The organism is Microbulbifer aggregans (assembly GCF_020524005.1).
GTDB lineage: Bacteria > Pseudomonadota > Gammaproteobacteria > Pseudomonadales > Cellvibrionaceae > Microbulbifer > Microbulbifer aggregans_A.
On record NZ_JAIVKK010000001.1, the window covers coordinates 327,870 to 350,017 of the forward strand.

The 22,148-nt window shown below is 56.0% G+C and carries 15 protein-coding genes; 10 read left to right on the forward strand and 5 right to left on the reverse strand.

Annotated elements, in window-relative coordinates; genetic code table 11:
• Positions 1-141 precede the first annotated feature (141 nt).
• The 5 genes from LC093_RS01540 (at position 142) to cysB (ending at position 6,776) form a co-directional block, all read left to right on the forward strand.
• On the forward strand, positions 142-1,449 hold the full coding sequence (locus LC093_RS01540; RefSeq protein ID WP_226661284.1) for an NAD(P)/FAD-dependent oxidoreductase: 1,308 nt from the start codon (positions 142-144) through the stop codon (positions 1,447-1,449).
• Positions 1,450-1,574: 125 nt separating this feature from the next.
• Positions 1,575-3,938: a TonB-dependent receptor gene (locus LC093_RS01545; protein WP_226661285.1), complete on the forward strand. Its 2,364-nt coding sequence runs from the start codon at positions 1,575-1,577 to the stop codon at positions 3,936-3,938.
• 105 nt (positions 3,939-4,043) lie between these two features.
• On the forward strand, positions 4,044-4,724 hold the full coding sequence (locus tag LC093_RS01550) for a TetR/AcrR family transcriptional regulator (RefSeq protein ID WP_226661287.1): 681 nt from the start codon (positions 4,044-4,046) through the stop codon (positions 4,722-4,724).
• On the forward strand, positions 4,721-5,629 hold the full coding sequence (locus tag LC093_RS01555; protein ID WP_226661289.1) for a 5'-nucleotidase: 909 nt from the start codon (positions 4,721-4,723) through the stop codon (positions 5,627-5,629). Before LC093_RS01550 ends, LC093_RS01555 begins: the two co-directional genes overlap by 4 nt.
• A gap of 172 nt (positions 5,630-5,801) precedes the next feature.
• A complete protein-coding gene (gene cysB / locus LC093_RS01560) occupies positions 5,802-6,776 on the forward strand; it encodes an HTH-type transcriptional regulator CysB (RefSeq protein WP_226661298.1) in 975 nt (324 codons plus the stop codon).
• A gap of 62 nt (positions 6,777-6,838) precedes the next feature.
• On the opposite strand, the gene LC093_RS01565 is transcribed toward cysB, so the two are convergent.
• The 3 genes from LC093_RS01565 to LC093_RS01575 form a co-directional block, all read right to left on the reverse strand.
• On the reverse strand, positions 6,839-7,138 hold the full coding sequence (locus LC093_RS01565; protein WP_226661302.1) for a hypothetical protein: 300 nt from the start codon (positions 7,136-7,138) through the stop codon (positions 6,839-6,841).
• A gap of 172 nt (positions 7,139-7,310) precedes the next feature.
• The gene (pabB, locus tag LC093_RS01570) at positions 7,311-8,648 is read right to left on the reverse strand and encodes an aminodeoxychorismate synthase component I (RefSeq protein WP_226661303.1); all 1,338 of its coding nucleotides are present in this window, start codon (positions 8,646-8,648) and stop codon (positions 7,311-7,313) included.
• 216 nt (positions 8,649-8,864) lie between these two features.
• Complete coding sequence (locus LC093_RS01575; RefSeq protein ID WP_226661306.1) at positions 8,865-9,704, reverse strand: pyruvate, water dikinase regulatory protein; 840 nt, start codon at positions 9,702-9,704, stop codon at positions 8,865-8,867.
• Positions 9,705-9,916: 212 nt separating this feature from the next.
• Here LC093_RS01575 and ppsA point away from each other — a divergent pair, with 212 nt between their 5' ends.
• The 5 genes from ppsA to LC093_RS01600 all read left to right on the forward strand — a co-directional run bounded on the left by ppsA (position 9,917) and on the right by LC093_RS01600 (position 18,704).
• Positions 9,917-12,280 (forward strand): phosphoenolpyruvate synthase, encoded by a 2,364-nt coding sequence (gene ppsA / locus LC093_RS01580; RefSeq protein ID WP_226661307.1) that lies wholly within the window; start codon positions 9,917-9,919, stop codon positions 12,278-12,280.
• 420 nt (positions 12,281-12,700) lie between these two features.
• The gene (locus LC093_RS01585; RefSeq protein ID WP_226661309.1) at positions 12,701-13,357 is read left to right on the forward strand and encodes a L,D-transpeptidase family protein; all 657 of its coding nucleotides are present in this window, start codon (positions 12,701-12,703) and stop codon (positions 13,355-13,357) included.
• A 189-nt stretch (positions 13,358-13,546) separates the two neighbouring features.
• Positions 13,547-14,032 carry a ribonuclease E activity regulator RraA gene (rraA, locus tag LC093_RS01590; protein WP_226661311.1) on the forward strand — a complete coding sequence of 162 codons (486 nt, stop codon included), beginning with the start codon at positions 13,547-13,549 and terminating at the stop codon, positions 14,030-14,032.
• A 162-nt stretch (positions 14,033-14,194) separates the two neighbouring features.
• Positions 14,195-16,408: an acyl-CoA dehydrogenase gene (locus LC093_RS01595; protein ID WP_226661313.1), complete on the forward strand. Its 2,214-nt coding sequence runs from the start codon at positions 14,195-14,197 to the stop codon at positions 16,406-16,408.
• Positions 16,409-16,484: 76 nt separating this feature from the next.
• Positions 16,485-18,704, forward strand: a complete 2,220-nt coding sequence (locus LC093_RS01600; protein ID WP_226661315.1) for an acetyl-CoA hydrolase/transferase C-terminal domain-containing protein — start codon at positions 16,485-16,487, stop codon at positions 18,702-18,704.
• A gap of 19 nt (positions 18,705-18,723) precedes the next feature.
• On the opposite strand, the gene pta is transcribed toward LC093_RS01600, so the two are convergent.
• Together pta and LC093_RS01610 are read right to left on the reverse strand one after the other, a co-directional pair.
• Complete coding sequence (gene pta / locus LC093_RS01605) at positions 18,724-20,856, reverse strand: phosphate acetyltransferase (RefSeq protein WP_226661317.1); 2,133 nt, start codon at positions 20,854-20,856, stop codon at positions 18,724-18,726.
• A gap of 6 nt (positions 20,857-20,862) precedes the next feature.
• Positions 20,863-22,098 carry an acetate kinase gene (locus tag LC093_RS01610; RefSeq protein WP_226661319.1) on the reverse strand — a complete coding sequence of 412 codons (1,236 nt, stop codon included), beginning with the start codon at positions 22,096-22,098 and terminating at the stop codon, positions 20,863-20,865.
• Positions 22,099-22,148 lie beyond the last annotated feature (50 nt).

Genomic DNA, 22,148 nt, shown 5'->3' on the forward strand with positions numbered 1-22,148 from the left:
CGACGTGTTGGGCGCTGCAGTTTGTCGGAAAATTTCAATATTGGACACTGCAGGCTTTGATTATGACAAAAACCCGAATTATTATTCAATAAATATTGAATGATAATTCGGTTTTAGCCGACCTTTTCCGGAGTTGCTTTCATGTCATCTAGTGGAACCGTTACCAAATTGCTGGGCCACATTGATTCCTATTACGCTGCGAGCGCAAATTCGGCGCCCCAATATCGGGCGCTCGATCAAGAGATTGAGGCGGATGTGTGCATTATTGGTGCAGGATATACAGGCCTTTCTTCGGCCCTGCACCTGGCCGAGCGGGGCTACAGGGTCGTTGTGCTGGAGGCTGAGCGGGTGGCCTGGGGTGCTTCCGGCAGGAATGGTGGTCACGTCGGCGTGGGACAGCGCAAGGGTCAGGAGGATCTGGAAAAGATGCTGGGCCTGGAAACAGCAAAAGCACTTTGGGATCTGGGCCTTGAGGCGGTGCAACTGGTCGAAGACCTGGTGGAGCGGCACCAAATTCAGTGTGACCTGAAAAGGGGCATTATGCATCTGGCGGCTAAACGTAGCCACAGCGCCTGGTTGAAAGAAGAGGCTGAGCTGCTTCAGGAGCGTTACGGCTATGACCAAATGCGCTATGCCGAACAAGACGAAATCCGCTCCCTCGTGGGCTCAGACTGTTTCTATGGTGGGCAGGTGGATAGCGGCTCGCTGCACCTGCACCCGCTCAATTTTGCACTCGGTATTGCTGAAGCCGCCGCCAAAGCAGGGGTTCAGTTCTTTGAGCACAGTCGGGTAACCAGCTATTCCGGCGGTTCCCCGTGTATCGTCAACACTGCCAAGGGAAGAGTGCGAGCGAAAAAGGTGATCCTTGCCTGTAACGGCTATCTCGGTGGTCTGGAGCCGCGGCTGGCAGGCAAGATCATGCCCATCAACAACTTTGTGCTGGCGACCGAGCCGCTGCCAGATACTTTGGCACAAGAATTGATAGCGAACGACTACGCGCTGCAAGACACGCTGTTTGTGATCAACTATTGGAAGCTCTCCGGAGATAACCGTCTGGTGTTTGGTGGTGGGGAGAACTATACCTCGCGCTTCCCTCAGGATATTCGCGCCTTCGTGCGCAAGTACATGCTGAGGGTCTATCCACAACTCGCCGATACAAGAATCGATTACGGATGGGGTGGGACCCTTGCCATCACCCTCAATCGGATGCCCTGTGTCGGTCGCCTGGAGCCCAATGTTTTCTACAGTCAGGGCTATTCTGGCCACGGTGTTCCAACGGCCACATTCGCCGGTAAATTACTCGCAGAAGTTGTTGCCGGAACCGAGGAAAGATTTGATATATTGGCGCAAATTCCGACTCCCAGCTTCCCTGGCGGGACGCTGTTGCGTTGGCCCGGCCTCGTAGCGGGAATGCTCTATTACAGCTTGAAGGACAAGCTGGGCGGGTGAATCAAAAAGTTGAACAAAAATTCGGTTTGTGGGATAACGAACCGACCTATTAAAACGCTGGGTAACGTCCTGAGTGGTAGTAAATGGGCAGAAACCCGAAAAAAAATAACCTACGGGGAGTAACGATGACATTTTCAGACCAGCGATTTGGTATCAATAAAAACCTGCTGGCTTCCGCCATTGGTGCGGTTGTGTTGACCGTAAGCACCGGCGCGAGCGCAGCGGAAATCGAAGAGGTCACGGTTACCGCGCAGATGCGTGCGGAGTCACTCAAGGATGTCCCGATGTCCGTAAGTGCGTTTACCGGCGACTCCATCAAGCAATCCAATCTCACAGACTTCAAGGACCTGTTCGCCATGACCCCGGGGATCTCCGGGGAAACGTCAGACTCGTTTTTTGATGCCGTTTCAGTCCGTGGTGTGAACAACAACAGCTTTGGCTCTGGCAGTGATCCGGCCCTGGGTGTATTCCTGGATGGTGTCTACCAGAGCCGTACCGGTGCTACACCGAGCATGTACGATGTGGAGCGTGTGGAGGTCGTCAAGGGGCCGCAGGGTACCCTGTTCGGTCGTAACACCGCGTCCGGCGCCATTTCCATGACCTCCCGAAAGCCAGGTGAAACCTTTGCTGGCGATATCTCGGTTGGTGCTGGCCAGTATGGTCGTACTCAGTTTGAAAGTGCTGTCGATATGCCGGTTAGCGAAGATCTCGCGGTGCGTATTGCCGGCAAGCACTTCAAACAAGATGGACACGTGAAAAACCTGGCTGGTGGCCGGGACCTGGGCGCCAGTGAAGTGAATGCAGGACGTATCACCGCCGTTTACGACGGGTTCGACTCCACTACCGTAACGCTGCTTGCCCAGTATGAAGATCGTATCAGTGACGGCACCATCTACCGGGCTTTCGACAGCGGCGCCGGGTATAACTATGCAATCCCGGAAGGTGCTTACGATGAGGTGTACAACGACGTCGAGGGTACAGACCAGTCGGAAATCGCCGATGTCATCCTTACCGTTGAGCATGAGTTGGCGGGTGGCAGTACCCTGAGCTCCATTACCGGCTACAAGACACACAACTACACCTACCTGGAAGATTTTGACGGTACCGCGCAGCCGATCGACACCTATGTTCGCGACCAGACTGGCGATTTCTTCAGTCAGGAGTTCCGCTTTACCTCCAATAGCAGCGGTCCGTTCAACTATGTGCTGGGGGCTTCTTATTACAAAGAAGAACTCAATGCCTTCTTCGCGGGTATCGACACCGAAGATTTCATTTGTGATGGGATCTACGCGGACGAATGGGAAGAGGGGCTGGATAGCTTCGTAACCTGTGACGCGCTGCCGCAAGATGTTCTGGATGAAGCTTTCGGCTTCGAGGGTGAGTCCTGGGAGTATGCGCCGGGTGCTCTGTCCATCGAGGCCGCGGATACTGTGGGCAAATATTCCGGCTGGGGTGTGTTTGCGAACACCACCTTTGACCTGACCGATGCAACGACGCTCGGGTTCGGGGTACGTTATACCGAAGATGAAAAAACCTACGATGTGGTTTCCCCCTGGCCGGATACCTGGACCGGTGGCTGGAACTATCAGGCGATGTATACCGACGAAGATGGCATCGGCGGCAACCACACCTGGAACAATGTATCCGGTCGCGTGACCCTGACGCATGACATCAGCGATACGTTGACCACATACGCCAGTGTGGCCACCGGCTACAAGTCCGGCGGTTTCGACTACCTTTCGTACCACATCACTGATCCAGCGTACGGCAGCGATGAGGACAGTCAGTACGAGTGGCTGGATGAGCAGGGCTACGAGGTCAGTGCGAGCAACGCAGAACCCAGCCGTTTTGATGAAGAAACTGTTCTGTCCTACGAGTTGGGCGTGAAAGCCCGTCTGCTGGACAATCGCCTGGCTCTGAATGCGGCGGCGTTCCAGTACTCGTACGAGGATATGCAGCAGGCATTCTGGGTAGGCGCTGCAGCCATTACCCGCAATGTTGGTGAGTCTGAAGGTCGCGGTCTGGAGCTGGACGCGCGCTGGCTGATTACCGATAACCTGGATCTCTATTTCGGTGCGGCATTGCTGGATACCGAGTTTAGTGGCGCTCCGGAAGAGCTTTGCGATGCCTGTAACGGAAACGAGATGGCATTTTCGCCGAAGTTCTCTTCAGCTACCGTGTTGACCTATACCCAGGCGACCGGTCTGGGTGAGCTGTCTTACTCTGCGGAATACACCTACACCGGTGAGCAGTGGGCTGATCTGGAGAACACCGAGGCGGTGAAACTGCAGGCGCGCAATGTCGTTGATCTGCGGGTTGCGCTGACTTCTCAGGATGAAAGCTGGACTGCCGGCGTATATGCAGAGAACCTGACCGGTGAGGAGTACTACCACTGGGGCTATGCGGAAGCGCTGTACAACCTTCCGGCAACCAAGACCGATCCGTCGCGCGGTCGGGTAGTAGGGGTAAATCTCGACTACCGGTTCTGATCTACATAGCTGTATCTTTTTCATTCTCACAGGATGGACAAAAAAACCGGCGCATTGCGCCGGTTTTTTTGTTAAAAAAGGGGCCTGAAGTGAAAGGAAATCGAAGTGTCGACAGCAGAGCAAAAACGTCGTAAAAATCAGCTCGCCCCCCGGCGAGAGCCCGTTCAGGCACGCGCACGGGAGCGCGCGCGGCAGATTCTGGATACCACGGGGCGGTTATTGGAGCAGGTGGGGCTCAATGATCTCACGACCATCCTGATCGCCAAGGAATTGGGGGTTTCGGTAGGTTCCGTTTACCACTATTTTCCCAACAAACACGCGATCCTCTATGCCATGGGCGAACAGTGGCTGGCGAGTCTCACTGAGCGTCTGGATGAGCTGGCAGCCAGTGAGCTGGAGCAGCTGAGCCTGGAATCCTTCCTGAATGAACTGCTCGATCTCTGGCTATCGGTCTACCAGGATCAGCGAGGCCTGCTGCCTCTGGTCCAGGCCATGTGGGGTATCCCGGAACTCCATGAGCTGGACGAACGGCATGACGAACTGGTCATCAACCACCTGGTGGCAATGTTTGAGCGTCTCGGTTTTGTTTGTCCGCCCAATGAAGCCAACCGCCTGGCGAGGGCGACACTGGAAACCTGCCACGCGATATTGCTGGTAATCGTCAATCAGCAGGGCGTGCGCGCCCAGAGAACCCGCAGTGACCTGCAGAATATGTTGATGGTGCTGCTGGAACCGCACCGGAATGAGTCCCGCCCGTCGGGTCTGGATGATGTGGAGGCTCCTTGAGCAAAACCTCGCAGGCAAACAAGCTTATTATCGCGATTTCCTCTCGAGCGCTGTTCGACCTCAGGGAGAGTCATCGCGTATTTGAAGAGCGGGGCGTTGAGGCCTTTGCTGATTACCAGATAGAGCGCGAGAACGACGTCCTGCCAAAAGGAGACGCCTTCGCACTGGTTGAGAAGTTTCTCCAGATTAACAAACGTCTGGAAGGTGATGCTCGTGTAGAGGTGGTGCTTCTTTCACGCAACAGTGCCGATACGGGCTTACGCGTGTTTAATTCCATTGAGCACTACGGTCTGGATATTACCCGGGCAGCTTTCTGTAATGGCGAGAGTCCGTATCGCTATATCGGTCCCTTTGGCTGCAATCTGTTCCTGTCTACCGATGGCGGTGATGTTCGCCGAGCTCTGGAGCAGGGGGTGGCTGCGGCGACGCTTATTGCCGGAGGTGCGCGGGAGCGGGGTGACGACGTCCTGCGGTTTGCCTTTGACGGCGATGCGGTAATTTTTTCCGATGAAGCCGAACAAATCTTCAAGCGCGACGGGCTGGCGGCATTTACCACTGCGGAGCGCGCCTCTGCCAAACAGCCGTTGGGAGGAGGGCCGTTCAAGGGATTTCTTGAGGCGCTCCAGAAGTTGCAGGCCGAATTTCACCCGGAAAACTGTCCGATTCGCACCGCACTGGTTACGGCGCGTTCCGCACCCGCGCACGAGCGCGTCATACGTACATTGCGCGCATGGAATGTACGAATCGACGAGTCCGTATTTTTGGGCGGCTTGCCCAAGGGCGAATTTTTGCGTGCCTTTGGCGCGGATGTTTTCTTCGATGACCAGCCGGCGCACTGCGCTTCCGCGGCGGAACATGTGGCGACAGGTCATGTGCCGCACGGTATTGCCAACCTCGAGAGCTGATACACCATCAGTTTTTATTCCGGCTTTTGGCATCAGATCCCATTTCATTCCTGTAGTTCGGATTGGCTATTGGCTCAATTATCCATTCGCTGCTATGCTTTTCCCGCATAAAGTCAGGGGTTTTTTATAACCAATGGCTGGCGTAAATTCAGGCGAATGACAGGGAGAGACCATGAAGCTTCAGCAGTTGCGTTATATATGGGAAGTCGCGCATCACGACCTCAATGTTTCTGCTACCGCGCAAAGCCTGTATACCTCCCAGCCCGGCATCAGCAAGCAGATCCGTCTGCTGGAAGATGAGTTGGGCGTAGAAATCTTCGCTCGCAGCGGTAAGCATCTGACTCGGGTAACGCCGGCGGGTGAAGCCATTTTGAAAACCGCCGGCGAAATCATGCGCAAGGTGGAAAACATCAAACAGGTTGCGCAGGAGTTCAGTAACGACAAGCGCGGCAGCCTCGCCATTGCCACTACCCACACCCAGGCACGCTATGCGCTGCCTACAGTCATTAAAAGCTTTATCGCTCGGTACCCGGAAGTTGCCCTGCATATGCATCAGGGCACGCCAATGCAGATCTCAGAAATGGCCGCTGATGGCACGGCGGATTTCGCTATTGCCACCGAGGCGCTGGAGCTGTTCAGTGACCTGGTGATGATGCCGGTGTACCGCTGGAACCGCTGTATTCTGGTGCCAAAAAATCACGAGTTATGTCAGCTTTCCAAACTCACATTGGAGGAAGTGGCCAAGCATCCGATTGTTACTTACGTATTCGGGTTTACCGGCCGCTCAAAGCTGGACGAGGCCTTTTTGGAGAAGGGGCTTTCACCCAAGGTGGTGTTCACTGCCGCAGATGCCGACGTCATCAAAACCTATGTTCGGCTGGGCCTGGGCATTGGCATCGTTGCTGATATGGCAGCGGTGGAGGATGAAGATGATGACCTGGTAGCACTGGATGCCAGTGAGCTGTTTGAATCCAGTGTGACCAAGATTGGTTTCCGCAAGGGTATTTTCCTGCGGGGCTTTATGTACGAATTTATCCAGCAATTTGCCCCGCACCTGACTCGCGAGCTGATAGACCAGGCGGCTCAGGCCTCGTCGCGCGCGGAAGTCGATGAATTGTTTTCCCATCTGGAACTGCCGGTGTATTGATCCACTCGGGTCGCGGCAGGGCAGGTAGTAGAGCGGACAAGCGCTCGGGCATGGATCGGTGCCTACTGCAGGCCTTTCAGCACTTCCTTGGCAAATTTGAAGTACACGGTGTAAACCTGAGGTGCTTCGCCTTCTTTTTCTACAACAAAAAACGGCGCTCGCTGAACCTGCAGTGATTGCGCAAGTTGCATGCCGGGGCTTTCAGGATCCCGCTCATCGGCGATCAGGACCTGATCAAGAAACTTCTCCTGATCGTTTTCCTTCAGCTTCTGCTCTACGTCTTTGCACTTCGCACAGAGTGAGCCGTCTGCAAGCACTTTTTTAACCAGGGTAATCCGCATCAGTACTGCCTTGTCTTTCACAGCGGCGCCGCTGATCGGGGCCGATGAAATCATTTCAAATAGGTATGGGGACTGCGAGGTGTGTGCAGTCTGGCGCGAAATCTAGCAGAGCGTGGGGGTTCGGGGAAATATCGAACGGCGATATCCCTATAACTTTTGCGATCGAGACGCGGCGAACAATTATGTTGACCGATCAGTGAGTACTAAAGGCGGACTCCAGGGTTTTCAACAGAATACGGATTTTATCGAGGCACTCCCGGTGTTCAGCGGCCGGGATGGAGTCGGCCACGATGCCTCCGCCGGCGGCACACTCGAGCTTGCCGCCGCTAGCCGTCAGCGTACGAATTGCGATGTTCGTGTCGGCACGCCCGCAAACACTGATGTAACCGATGGAGCCGCAATAGACCCCTCTCGGGCTTAGCTCCAGTTCCCGGATCACTTGCATTGCCCGGCGCTTTGGCGCGCCGGTAATTGAACCCCCGGGAAAGCAGGCGGCCAGTACTTCAGAAAACTCCACCCCTTGCGGTAGTTGGCCGGTGATCGTACTGACGAGGTGGTGCACGTTCGCGAAGCTTTGCACGGCGAATAATTCGGGTACGCGAACGCTTCCGCGCCGGCAGACCTTACCAAAATCATTGCGCAATAAATCCACAATCATCAGGTTTTCCGCACGATCCTTGGTGCTGTCCGCCAGCATTTGTGCGGCCAGGGAATCTTGCTCTGGGTCGCGGTGGCGAGGCGCGGTTCCCTTGATGGGCTCTGTCTGTAGTTGATCGCCATCACCGTGTATGAAGCGCTCGGGCGATAGACTCAGGATCTGCCCCTCAGGCAGCGACATATACGCGGAGAACGGACCGGCAGCGGCTTCGCGTAGGGCCAGGTAGGCCGTGAGCGGGTCACCGTCATACTCGCTGAAAAAGCGCTGGGTAAAATTAGCCTGGTAGATATCACCGGCACGGATATAGTCCAGAATGCGCTCCACACGCTCCGCGTACTGCGTTTCACTGTATTCATGTCTGAACGGTGCTTTGAGGTTAAAGCCTTCGCGGCGCAGCGGTTGGGACCAGTCAAGCTCACGAAAGCGCGCGATGAGCTCATTGCGCTGTATTGCCGTGCAAGCGGGGTGGAATACAAGGTGCGAGGCACGCAATTGGTGATCGATGATCAGTGCCCAGGTATAGAGGCCAAACGAAGCTGCAGGCAGCAAGGTTTCCCTTGTGTCAGGGGCGATAAAATTGCCGCGATTGCCGATTTCATAGCCGGCATAGCCAATAGCACCGCCACAAAAGGGCAGCTGGGTATCCATCTCCTGCGGTTCCAGTTCACACAGCAGGTCGCCTAGCTGTACAAAAGGGTCGAGGCAGGCGGCATCGAGGGCAATACGCGCAATCGGATCGGCACTGAAGATATCGTAGCGTCCGCCCCGTGCCCGGGGGTGGCCGGAGTCCAGCCAAACCGGCTGCGGCAAATCGGAAATTGCAGACAAAGCCTGCGAAGTATTCGCGGAGTATGGCAAGGAGACGATTTGCAAAACGATACCTGAGGATATACCTGGCCGGGTTACTGACTTCTTCACCACCTGTGCTACAGGGCGCACATCGGGCGGCGGTACTTTACCCCATATTCCAATGGAATTCCCGCCTCCCGTCATGGGGCGGAACCCATTGGGAGTTCGCCAATCGCGCGGGAAATATTCCGTGCCTGTACTTGCGACTTAGATTGGGCTTTTCATTTGCCCTTATTAAATCTAGCTGATTCTGCGTTCGATCCCTGCCTGTGACATCAGGCGCGTAGCCAGCTCCTCTACGGAAAGCTTCGTCGCATCCAGGAAGGGGAGCTGCGAGCGGCGTAGCATTTGCTCCACCTGGCGCACTTCGAACTCGCACTGCTCCGGTGAAGCGTAGCGGCTGTTGGCACGACGTTCCTGGCGGATGCTCATCAGGCGCTTGGGGTCGATCGTCAGGCCGAACAGCTTGTGACGGTAGGGACGCAGGATTTTGGGGAGCGCAGTACTATCCATATCCTCTTCGGTGATCGGGTAATTGGCCGCGCGCAACCCGAACTGCAAAGCGAGGTACAGGCAGGTGGGTGTCTTACCGCAGCGGGAAACTCCAACCAGAATCACGTCGGCACTTTCGAACTCCCGGGTGCGGCGGCCATCGTCGTTATCCATTGCAAAATGCACTGCGTCGATCCGTTCGCTGTAGCGGCGGTCGTCTGCGATGCCATGGGAAACGCCCACAGTACGGGCCGGGTCCGTGCCGAAAAGATTGGCCAGTGGCGCCAGGTAGCTTTCGAATACGTCCAGCATCAAGGCGGAACTCTGGTGCAACTGGTTGCGGATCTGGTCGGAAACGATGCTGGTAATGATGATTGGCTGCAGACCGGATTCGGTCGCTGCCTGTTCGATGCGTTGCAGCACCTGGTTGACCCGCGCATCGGAGTCGACATAGGGCAGGGTGACTTGCTCTACCTGCTGATCCTTGAACTGCGCGAGCAAGCTGTGGCCTATACCCTCAACGGTAAGTCCCGTGCCATCGGAGATGAAAAATGCCGTGCGTTTGCGCTGCGGATTGACTTCATTCATTGCCACACTTCTCCTGCGGTCGTCATAGCGACCGCAATGGTATATCACCAGCGTCGATATTGTGAATTAACGTTCAGCTTGTACTGCACTTCCGAGTTTTTGTAGAAAAATTACAACAAAAAACGGCGTTTTTACGGAACTTTGCGGGGTATTATTTACAAAACCCTTCCTTATAATCTGCCGCCAAGATAGCAGTTGCAGAGGGCACTCCATTGACCACTTACACTCTCGAATTCGCCAAACTCGGCATGGCGGATGTCGACCAGGTTGGCGGCAAAAACGCATCTCTCGGCGAGATGATTTCTTCACTCTCCGGGGCCGGAGTCAGCGTTCCCGGGGGCTTCGCCACCACGGCAGAGGCTTTTCGTGAGTTCCTGTCTGCAGCGCAGCTCGATACGAGAATTGCAGAGCGCCTGTCCAGCCTGGACGTAGAAGACGTTACCGCGCTGGCAGCGGCCGGTGAAGAAATTCGCCAGTGGCTGCTTGATACGCCGTTTCCTGCACAGCTGGAACAAGAAATCCGCGCGGGCTACGAATCGCTTGGCGGCGGTGAAACTGCCGTAGCGGTGCGCTCTTCCGCAACCGCAGAAGACCTGCCGGATGCGTCATTCGCCGGTCAGCAGGAAACATTCCTCAATATCCGCGGTATCGAGGCGGTTTTGCAGGCGGTGAAAGAAGTATTCGCATCGCTGTATAACGATCGCGCCATTGCTTACCGTGTACACACCGGCTATGCGGATGTGGGTGTTGCCCTGTCTGCCGGTATTCAGCATATGGTGCGCAGTGAGACCGGTGCGTCGGGTGTGATGTTCACCCTGGATACCGAAAGCGGCTTCCGCGATGTGATCTTTGTGACTGCGGCTTACGGTCTCGGTGAGACTGTTGTTCAGGGCGCAGTAAACCCGGATGAATTTTATCTGTATAAGCCCGCTCTGGAAGCTGGCCGACCGGCCATTCTGCGCCGCAACCGTGGTAGCAAGGCCATCAAGATGGTTTACGACGAGAGCGGTGAATGCGGCCGATCAGTCAAGACTGTGCAGGTTGCGGAAGCAGACCGCCTGCGCTTTGCTCTCACTGACGAAGAACTGACAGAACTGGCCAATCAGGCGCGGAAGATCGAACAGCACTATCAGCGTCCCATGGATATCGAGTGGGCCAAAGACGGTGATACGGGCAAACTGTTTATCGTCCAGGCGCGACCGGAAACCGTCCGCTCCCGCGATACCGGAACCAGCATTGAACGCTACAAGCTGCACGAGCGCAGCGATGTGCTGTGCGAAGGCCGCGCTATTGGCCAGCGTATCGGCGCCGGCAAGGTGCGCGTCCTTGAGTCCGTGGAAGACATGGCCAAGATGCAGGATGGTGAAGTCCTGGTGACCGACATGACCGATCCCGATTGGGAGCCGGTACTGAAAAAAGCCAGCGCGATTGTGACCAACCGCGGCGGCCGTACCTGTCACGCGGCAATCATCGCGCGTGAACTGGGCATTCCTGCGGTGGTTGGCTGTGGTGATGCCACCGAGAAGCTCACTACAGGCACCCCGGTTACCGTTACCTGTGCCGAAGGAGACGCCGGTTTTGTGATGGCCGGGGAGCTGGACTTCGAGCGTTCATTGACCGAAGTCAGTGATATGCCGGACCTGTCTTTCAAAATCATGCTCAACGTGGGCAATCCGGACCGCGCGTTTGCATTCAGCAATTTGCCCAACCAGGGTGTTGGCCTGGCGCGTCTCGAGTTTATCCTGAATCGGATGATCGGGATTCACCCCAAGGCACTGCTGGAGATGGACCGCCTGCCGCTGGATCTGCAGAAGACGATCCGCAATCGCATTGGCGGGTATGCTTCTCCTGAAGACTTTATCGTCGAAAAGCTGGTTGAGGGTATTTCAACGCTGGCCGCAGCCTTCGCACCCAATCGCACCATCGTGCGTTTGTCGGACTTCAAGTCCAATGAGTATGCACATTTGATCGGCGGTCAGATGTACGAGCCGAGCGAAGAAAACCCGATGCTGGGCTTCCGTGGCGCTGCGCGCTACCGCTCCAAGGATTTCCGTCAGTGTTTCGCTCTTGAATGTCGCGCGCTGAAAAAAGTACGTGACGAGATGGGGCTCACCAATGTGGAAATCATGGTGCCGTTCGTACGCACCCCGGATGAAGCCCGTCAGGTTGTTGAACTGCTCGAGGAAAATGGCCTCAAGCGGGGCGAGAACGGCCTGAAGGTCATCATGATGTGCGAGCTTCCATCCAATGCGCTGTTGGCCGAGGAGTTCCTGCAGTATTTCGATGGTTTCTCTATCGGTTCCAACGACCTGACTCAGCTCACCCTGGGCCTGGACCGTGATTCCGGGCTTGTGGCCGAGCTGTTTGACGAGCGTGACCCGGCCGTGAAGATGTTGCTGTCGCGCGCGATCCAGGCCTGTAAAAAGGCCGGGAAATACGTCGGTATTTGTGGCCAGGGACCGTCGGATCACAAAGATTTCGCCCAGTGGCTGATGGAAGAGGGCATCGACAGTGTTTCCCTCAACCCGGATACCGCGGTGGATACCTGGCTGTTCCTGGCGAACCAGCCGGCCTGATCCCGGCAATCTCTGTTTGTTGATGAGAAAGGCGGCTATCAAAGCCGCCTTTTTTATATTTCTTTTCCTGAGCGCGCTTATGCATTTGCAGAATCAAGCACTTTGATCGCCGGAGGAGGGAATAAAGTTTCAATGTTGTGGCACAGTTAGGTCATGGCGTTGTTTGCGCAAAGCCATTTTGTTGTTGTCGCCACACAGCTCCCAGCCTAAGTAGATTTCCTATCACCATAAAATCCGCTCGCGCCATAGAGATTCAATCTAAAAGCGCACGGTCATCTCAATAGAATCGAAATAGCTCCATTAAAGGTTCACGCGCTGTGCCTTCTTTCCGCCGCTTGATGCAGTGGATGGCACAAGACATAAGCGTTGCGCGCGAGCTGTATGGGGACGTTTGTCAGGAGTCTTGATTGAGGTGCCATCATGCAAAACAGAGTAGAGCTTCGCTGCCGTGAGGCGGCCCGTAACCCATCGATAACGACCGCGGATTATGGGGGCGGAGCAGGGCAGCGTGTGGATGTCGGGGCGGAAGCTTACTGGCTGTCATGTATCAAAGGTTTGTTGCTGCTGCTCTGTCTCCTGTTGGCATTGCCCGCGGCTGCCAATTCGGGAGCGAACTGGTTCGACGATGCGGCAGCGGCCAGCTCTTCAGGTTCACCTTCCATCCGCATCAACCTTTCAGAGCAGAAGGCCTACTTTTACAAGGGTAGCCGGCTTGTAGGTGTCTCCTTTATTTCGTCCGGGAAGAGAGGGTTCAGCACCAGCCCTGGGAAATTCCGGGTGTTGGCAAAGCGGCCGAATCACCGTTCAAGTATCTATGGTAGTTATGTGGACCGTAGTACTGGCAGAGTGGTGAAAGCCGATGTAGACACACGCCGCCATCGTCGCCCCGCGGGTACCTACTACCGTGGCGCAAAGATGAATTACTACATCCGGTTTAACGGTGGAGTAGGCTTGCATGCGTCGGGTCATGTGCCGCGCTATCCCGCTTCACACGGTTGCGTGCGCATGCCACCGCATATGGCACGCAAGTTCTTCCAGTACGCTCGCGTTGGTATGCCGGTATCCGTTAGCTACTAGCGTCAAGAACCGCAGCAATTTCGAGTAATTCAATTCTGATCGATTTAGTTAGCGTGCCTGTCTGCCGGGTATTATCCATCGTGGTAATACCCGGTATTTTTGTCCGCCAGATGAATCCCAGTGGTTGCAGAGCTAATATCCGGACGAACATGAAATTTGCTTCAAACGGATAATTAGCGAGGGGGTCCCATGAATAAGACCATATCCACTCCAGATTTGTGTGATGAATTTGCCGATAGCATCAGCGTTGTGGAGCCGATGTTTGTCAATTACGGTGGCCGTGAACGATTTGGCGGGGAAATCGTGACGATAAAGTGCTTCGAAGATAATTCGCTGGTGCGCACACTGGTTGCAGAAGATGGCCGCGGGAAAGTACTGGTGGTGGATGCGGGAGGGTCAATGCGCCGCGCCTGCCTGGGTGACATGCTGGCGGAAACCGCCTGCCAAAACGGCTGGGAAGGAATCCTGATGTATGGCTGTATCCGTGACGTAGATGAAATCGGCGAACTGGATCTCGGCGTGCAGGCCCTTGGCAGTCACCCCATGAAGACGGAAAAAAAGGGGATAGGCGAGCGCGACGTTAGCGTGACGTTCGCTGGTGTCACGTTCCAGCCTGGCCACTTTGTATATGCCGATAACAATGGCGTAATCGTATCGCTGCACCGTCTGATTTGAGTTGGCACCGGTTGAAACGGGGAAGTCGGTATTGCTAGGGTGGTTATTGCCTATAGTTGCAACCATGGGCTATAGAACGCCTTTGCCTCGTCTTGCACGGATGTTTCGGGAGGGGGCATTCACTGCTGAATCACTCACGGTGTAAAAATCAAAGGATAAGCAATGAGCCACCTGCGCCAGAAATGGATTACTGCGCCCCTACTCAACTGGATCAACAAGGTATTACCGCCAATTTCGGATACCGAACGCGAGGCCATGGAGGCTGGGGAGGTCTGGTGGGACGCCCAGTTGCTTTCCGGCAAGCCGGACTGGCGCCAGTTACTCGAGATGGGGCCGCCTGAACTTACCGAAGCAGAGCAGGCATTTATCGATGGGCCAGTGGAAGAGCTCTGTCGCATGGTGGACGACTGGAAAATTACCCACGAAGATTACGATATTCCCCCTGAAGTCTGGGACTTCCTCAAAAAGAATCGCTTTTTCGGCATTATCATTCCTACCGCTTATGGCGGACTCGGCTTTTCTCCCACCGCGCACGCGCAGATCGTCACCAAAATTTCGACACGTAGTACCACGGTGGGTGTCACGGTAATGGTGCCCAACTCCCTCGGACCGGGGGAGTTGCTGATGGCCCACGGCACAGAAGAGCAGAAAAATTACTATTTACCGCGCCTGGCGGATGGCCGGGAAATTCCCTGTTTCGGTCTGACAAGTCCCGAAGCTGGTTCCGATGCTGCATCCATGGTGGACCGGGGCGTAGTTTGCTACGAGGAGTACAACGGCGAGCGCACACTGGGCATGCGGGTCAACTGGCACAAGCGCTACATCACCCTGGGGCCGGTATCCACGATTCTCGGACTCGCGTTCAAGCTTTACGATCCGGACCATATCCTGGGTAAAGAAGAGGAGCTGGGGATTACGGTTGCACTGGTACCTACAGATACGCCAGGGGTCACCATCGGCCAACGTCACCTGCCGGCGATGCAGGCATTCCAGAACGGGCCTAACTGGGGCAAGGATGTCTTTATCCCGATGGAGTGGATCATTGGCGGGCAAGAGAATATCGGTCATGGCTGGCATATGCTGATGAGCGCACTGGCCGCGGGGCGGGGCATATCCCTGCCGTCGCTGTCCACCGGCGGCGCCAAAATGGCGGCGCGGACCACAGGCGCCTACGCTGCGATTCGTGAGCAATTCGGGATACCTATCGGTAAGTTCGAAGGTGTTCAGCGCCGCCTGGCTGAAATTGCGTCCATTGCCTATGTGCTGGACTCCGCACACAAAACAACCACCCGAGCCCTCGACCAGGGGCGAAAACCAGCCGTGGTGTCCGCGATTATGAAGGCGCACGCCACCAATGGCTTACGTCAGGCAGTAAACGACGCCATGGATATTCATGCGGGGAAGGCGATCATGGATGGTCCCCTGAATTATCTCGGTAATGTGTATCGAGCGGTCCCTGTCGCGATTACGGTCGAGGGTGCCAATATCCTTACGCGGAGTCTGATGATCTTCGGACAGGGCGCCATCCGCTGCCATCCCTATTTGCTTCAGGAAATGGAGGCGGCGACCAATCCCGACCGGGAAGAGGGCTTGCAGCAGCTGGATGCATTGGTGCCAAAACACATCCTATTTCAAATGAAAACCTTTTGCCGTGCAGTCTTCCACGGCTGGACTGGTGGACTGTTTGCGAGCAGTCCGAAAGGCGTAGGCAACGCGGCGAAGTACTATCGACAAATGAATCGCTACTCAGCGGTTCTCACCCTGGTGACCGAAATTTCGCTTATGGCGCTGGGGGGAGAACTCAAACGCAAGGAATTGATTTCATCGCGCCTGGGGGATGTACTTAGCGAGCTCTATCTTATGAGCGCCATGCTGAAGCGCTATTACGATGATGGCAGTCCTGACGACGACCGGCCACTGCTGGAATTTGCCATGCGCGCCGGTATGCACAATATCGAAGTGAGCCTGCTGGAAGTGTTCCACAACTTCCCCATGCGGTTTGTAGGCCAGCTCATGCAATTCCTGACCATGCCGTGGGGGCACAGTATCCGTACGGCATCGGACCGTCAGGCGCGGGTCTGTGCGGAGCTTATCATGGAGCCCTCTAAAACCCGGGATCGCCTTACCGCGGGTGTTTTCAGTGGCAACGAAGGTGACGGGATAGACCTCGTTGAGCAGGCGTTTTTACTCAGCCAAGACACGGCTGTTATTCGGGCAAAAATGAAAAAAGGCGGCTTGCGCGCCCTGGATGAAGAAACAATTGCCACAGCCCTTGCCCAGAATCTGATCAGTGAAGACGAGGCGGAAAAAATCCGGCGTACCGCGGCAGCGGTGGATCGGGCGATACAGGTGGATCACTTCGATAAGCTGAAGTAGCCCAGTAATAAGGTGTGGAAATGATCCAGGGGCGCCGGGGCTCGTCGCACGGCAAGCTGGGATAGCAGGGAACGTCATGGCAGAGCTCAAGAGAATGCCCGTTGCATTCAGTTCCGCGGAAGACTGCGTGGACGCCGTATTGCGGAAGGTTGGTAAACGCATTGTTCTCGGGTTGCCACTGGCGTTGGGTAAGGCGAACCACTTTGCCAACGCGATGTTTGCCCGCGCACAGCAGGATCCGGAAATTTCGCTGACCATTTTTACCGCGCTCACCCTTGAGCGGCCGCCAGCGGGAAATGACCTCCAGCGGCGGTTTGTGCAGCCGCTGCTGGATCGTCTGTACGCAGACTACCAGGAGCTTGCGTATACACGAGCCCGCCGAAAGAACCTGTTGCCCAGCAATGTCGAAGTATGCGAATTCTATTTGCAGCCGGGTAGTTTTCTGCACAACCCCGCGGCACAGCAGCAATATGTCAGCGCGAATTACACCCACGTGCCACGGGATTTAATGGATCGCGGCGTCAACGTTATCGCGCAGATGGTTTCCGCGGCGGCAGATGGCAGCGAGACCTACAGTCTCAGCAGCAATCCTGATCTGACACTCCCCCTGCTTGAGTTGGCTGGAGAGCGCGAAGACCGTTCGATTTTGTTTGTCGGCGAGGTGAATCCGGAGTTGCCGTATATCGGGGGCGATGCCGAGATTGATGCCGATATTCTGGATTTCGTGATCAGCGGGGAGGGTGTTCAGCAATCCCTGTTTCCCGCGCCGAACCCACCGATACGCTTTACCGATTATGCGCTGGCATTTCATATTGCCGGTCTGGTGCGCGATGGTGGCACCCTGCAAATCGGCATCGGTGCGCTGAGTGATGCCATAACACACGCCCTGATACTGCGGCACCGCAACAATGAGGACTATCGGGGAATTTTAGGCTCACTGGATGTCGACCGGGATAATCAGCTGCGGCGTCAGTCGCCGGAGCTCGAGATCTTTCATCGTGGGCTCTACGGAGCCAGTGAAATGGTTCCAGAAGGCTTCCTGCACCTGCGCAAGGCCGGGGTGATCCGGCGTACGGTATTTTCTGATGCGGTGATACAGCAACTGATGAATGAAGGCCGGATCACCGGGCTTGTCGATGAAGAGCTGCTCCTTGCGCTGCATGACACCGGGCAGATCCAGTGTCCTCTGACCAAAACAGATACGGACTACCTGCAGAAACTCGGTGTCGTGGATCCCAGTTACAGTTGGCGTGGTCACAGGTTTCTGGACAGCCATGGGGAGATGGAAGAGTGCGACCTGCATAGCAGTGTCGGCCGTAAAAAGCTGCTCGGCGCCTGTCTTGGCCGCAAATTGCCGGGCGCAATCTGGTTGCACGGCGGTTTCTATCTGGGATCCACGGCTATGTACCAGGCATTGCGTGAAATGCCCGCCGAAGAAATGGCTGGCCTCAATATGACGGCGATCGACTTTATCAATGAGTTGCAAAAAGACCGCACGCTGAAAGTCGCCCAGCGCCAGCATGCCCGGTTTGTAAACTCCGCGATGATGGTCACTCTCACCGGCGCTGTGGTTTCCGACGGCATCGCAGATGCCCAGGTCGTGAGCGGGGTCGGAGGGCAGTACAACTTTGTTGCCCAGGCACACGAATTGCCGGATGCCCGCTCCATAATTGCTGTGCCCAGCACCCGTGTCAGCGAGGGGAAAACCCGCAGTAATCTCGTCTGGGAATATCCGTACTGCACCATTCCCCGTCACCTCAGAGATATCGTCGTTACGGAATACGGTGCTGTCGATCTCCGGGGCAAGACGGACCGCGACGTCATTGCCGCACTACTGTGTATCGCAGACTCCCGTTTCCAGGCGCGGTTGCTGGAACAGGCGAAAAAAGCCGGCAAGATTGAAGCCCAGTACCAGATACCGGAATCATTCCGTAACAACACACCGGAGCGTTTGACCCGGGTATTTGAACAGGGGCACCGCCTCTCTTTGTTGCCGCACTTTCCCCTCGGTACCGATCTGACGGAGGAAGAAGCTCGGTTAGCGATCGCACTCAAGGCGCTGAAAGCGCGCGGCAAAAAAATCTGGGAGTTATTGCCGGTGGTGCGTGACGGCTACCGTGCCTGGCAGGATCGCAGCCCGGAGAACGGCCACATACACCGTTGTCTGGAGCGGATGGAGTTTGAGTTTACCGATACGTTTGAGCACCGCCTGGAAGCCTACCTGGTGGCCGGTGGGCTGGTACGTTTCGTTGACGAGCGCCGGCCGCTCAAGTGGCCGGATTTGAATGGGCGGTAGCGTTTAATTCAGCCGGTGTTTACTGGCTCGCCTGGATTGCGGTGAGCGCGATGGTATACACGATATCGTCTACCAGTGCGCCGCGGGAAAGATCGTTGACCGGTTTGCGCATCCCTTGCAGCATGGGCCCGATACTGATCAGGTCTGCACTGCGTTGTACTGCCTTATAGGTCGTATTCCCGGTATTCAGGTCTGGAAAAATAAATACGGTCGCGCGTCCGGCGACGGGACTATCCGGTGCCTTCTTCTTGGCAACGTTTTCCATAATTGCCGCATCGTATTGAAGTGGCCCGTCAATCACCAAATCCGGCCGTTTTGCCTTCGCCAGCTTGGTGGCTTCCCGTACCTTATCTACGTCTGAGCCGGTACCCGATGTACCTGTCGAATAGCTGATCATCGCGACGCGCGGTTCGATGCCGAACGCCGTTGCGGAATCCGCAGATTGAATCGCGATATCCGCGAGTTCTTCGGCATTTGGGTCGGGGTTGATCGCACAGTCGCCGTAGACCAACACCTGATCGGGCAACAGCATAAAGAATACGGAAGACACCAGGGCGGCTCCTTCCGCGGTTTTAATCAACTGCAGGGCAGGGCGAATCGTATTCGCTGTGGTGTGAACCGCGCCGGAGACCAGGCCATCCACTTCGCCTTGCGCCAGCATCATGGTGCCGAGAACCACGTTGTCTTCGAGCTGCTCCTTCGCCACGATTTCCGTCAGCCCCTTGTTTTTCCGTAGCTTGACCATGGGCTCGACATACTTGTTGCGGGCTGACTTCGGGTCGATGATTTCGACCTTATCCGTCAGGATAAGTCCCTGTTGCTCAGCCACCCGGTAAATTTCTTTGGGGTCACCCAGGAGTACTGGCCGTGCGATGCCACGTTCAGCGCAGATATGCGCGGCCTTTACTGTGCGCGGCTCATCGCCTTCTGGCAGTACGATGCGGCGGTTCGCTTTGCGCGCAAGCTCCGTCAGATGGTAGCGAAACGCCGGTGGCGACAAGCGTTTCGGCCGGTTGGAATCCTTCCCCAGAGACTCCAGCCAGTGGTTGTCGAGGTGTCCGGCAATGAAATCCTGTACACGCTCGATACGCTCCAGGTCATCGGTGGGGGTCTCGCTGTTAAAGCCCTGCAGCTGCAGGGCTGTTTGCCAGGTATTGGTGTTGATCAGTATCACCGGCAGCCCGGTTTCCATCGCCGGACCACACAGCTTGCGCACCATCGGTTCAATGTAATAGCCGCCGGTGAGCAGCAGGCAACCGATTTTCACCCCGTTCATGGCCGCCAGACAGGCCGCAACAATCACATCCGGGCGGTCCCCGGAAGTAACCAGCATGGCACCGGGTTCGAAACGGTAGATCATGTTGCCGAGAGACCGGGAACAGAAGGTGATGCTGTGCAGGCGACGGGTGTCGAGCTCACCGTAGTTTATGATCTCGGCACCAAAGTGATCCGCCAGGTCCTTGGCTCGCGGTGCGACCAGATCTGCGTTCCAGGGGATACAACCGATAATTGGCAGGGGGCTTTTGCCGAACAGGGCGAGGATTTCCAGGTTTCCACGTCGGGCTTTGGGCTGCTCGAACACCCCGGTAATATCGGCACCCGGTGTGTCCGGCACATGGGACGGTGCACCCACCTTGTTGACGATACAGCCCACTACGCGCCCGGACTCAACCCCGCCGAACGCTGCCATGGCCAGTTCCAGGCGGTCTTTCAATTGCTGTGTCGAATCCAGGTTGGGGCAGACCACAAGGACAATTTCAGCATCCAGTGTTTTCGCAATCTGGTAATTGAGTTGTGTGGCGTACTGGTTCTCGGCATTGGGCACCAAGCCCTCGACGATAGCGACATCGGCATCGCTCACACCTTCGCGAAAACGCGCCAGAATATTTTCCAAAAGGTCAGAAATATCGCCGCGACTGATCATCGACTCGGCCACATGCATCGGGAAGGAATCGGGCACCTTCAGGTTGGAGGCATTGCGTAGTATTTCGTTGGAGCGGTCAAACGTTTTCTCGTTCTTTACCGATTCGGCCACAGGCTTGAAAAAACTGACACCGACACCGTTACGCTCCAGGGCCCGCAGCGTACCCAGGCTGACAGAGGTAATGCCGACACCTGCGCTGATAGGGACCAACATGATTGTCCGCGACATTTCTTGTTACTCCCGGGTGAGTGCATCGTGGTTCGGTGTGTCAGGCGGCACAAGCGCCGCCGCGTCCCGCGCAATAACCCATTCCTCGTTGGTGGGGATCACCAGTGTCATCGGACTGTGATCGGCACTGATCGGGCCTTCCTCGCCAAACCGTGCCTGCAGGTTTCTTTCCACGGCCAGGCGATAACCGAGGCCGCCCAGGTAGTCGATCACTTTTTGCCGGATCACACTCGAGTTTTCACCAATGCCTCCGGTAAATACGAGGGCATCTACGTCGCCAAGAGGGACGTAATAGCTGGCAATATATTTCGCGAGGCGGTAGCAGAAAATTTCCAGTGCCAGCAAGGCGCCGGTGTGCCCTTTTTCAGCGGCTTCTTCCAGTTCCCGGCAGTCGTTACTCAGTTCAGAGATGCCCAGCAGGCCGCTTTCTTTATTGAGTAGACTGTTGATCTGCTGAATGGGGAAAGCCAGGTGGTTGCCCAGGTGCATCAGCAAGCCGGGGTCAACATCGCCACTGCGGGTTCCCATGACCAGTCCCTCCAGTGGTGTCAGTCCCATACTGGTGTCCACGCTCTGGCCGTTCTTTACCGCGGTGATCGACGCACCATTGCCCAGGTGCGCGGAAATCAGGTTGATCTCGTTCAGTGGCAGGTTGAGAATTTCTGCCGCACGCTCAGTGACAAAGCGGTGGCTGGTGCCATGCATGCCATAGCGTCGGAGCCCGTGATCGCGATACAGGCTGTAGGGCAGGGCGTAGATATATGCGTGCCGGGGCATGCTTTGGTGAAAGGCTGTATCAAATACCGCGATCTGTGGGAGTTCGGGAAACGCCTTCGCAGCTGCCTCAATCCCCAGCAGGTGCGCGGGGTTGTGCAGTGGCGCCAGCGCCGAACATTCATTGATGGCATTGATAACGGCCTGGTCGATCAGGACTGAGTGGGAAAATTTTTCACCGCCGTGTACTACCCGGTGGCCGATGGCGGTCAGGTCTGTCTTGAGCGCCGGCTGCTGACTAAGAATCTGCTCGACCAGAAAGTGAATGACGGCTGTGTGACCAGAGCGCTGTTCCAGCGGTTGCTGGTTCTTGCGGCCTTCACATTTCCAGCTGATACGCGGGGTGCTTTCTCCAAGGGATTCGCCGATACCACTCAATAGCGCACGGCCATCGCGCGGGTCGACAATGGCGAACTTAAGCGAGGAGCTGCCACAGTTCAGTACCAGGACATGGCTGGGTTTCTGCATATCGCACGCCGGCTGAGATTCAGGCATGCCATAAGAGTAGTCTAAAACTA

Bases quoted from the DNA above. Each gene is read 5' to 3' on its own strand.
- LC093_RS01575 (WP_226661306.1), bottom strand. From the start codon at position 9,704: ATGAATGAAGTCAATCCGCAGCGCAAACGCACGGCATTTTTCATCTCC.
- LC093_RS01610 (WP_226661319.1), bottom strand. From the start codon at position 22,098: ATGCAGAAACCCAGCCATGTCCTGGTACTGAACTGTGGCAGCTCCTCG.
- LC093_RS01585 (WP_226661309.1), top strand. From the start codon at position 12,701: ATGCAAAACAGAGTAGAGCTTCGCTGCCGTGAGGCGGCCCGTAACCCA.
- LC093_RS01540 (WP_226661284.1), top strand. From the start codon at position 142: ATGTCATCTAGTGGAACCGTTACCAAATTGCTGGGCCACATTGATTCC.
- pta (WP_226661317.1), bottom strand. From the start codon at position 20,856: ATGTCGCGGACAATCATGTTGGTCCCTATCAGCGCAGGTGTCGGCATT.
- cysB (WP_226661298.1), top strand. From the start codon at position 5,802: ATGAAGCTTCAGCAGTTGCGTTATATATGGGAAGTCGCGCATCACGAC.
- LC093_RS01595 (WP_226661313.1), top strand. From the start codon at position 14,195: ATGAGCCACCTGCGCCAGAAATGGATTACTGCGCCCCTACTCAACTGG.
- rraA (WP_226661311.1), top strand. From the start codon at position 13,547: ATGAATAAGACCATATCCACTCCAGATTTGTGTGATGAATTTGCCGAT.
- LC093_RS01600 (WP_226661315.1), top strand. From the start codon at position 16,485: ATGGCAGAGCTCAAGAGAATGCCCGTTGCATTCAGTTCCGCGGAAGAC.
- LC093_RS01545 (WP_226661285.1), top strand. From the start codon at position 1,575: ATGACATTTTCAGACCAGCGATTTGGTATCAATAAAAACCTGCTGGCT.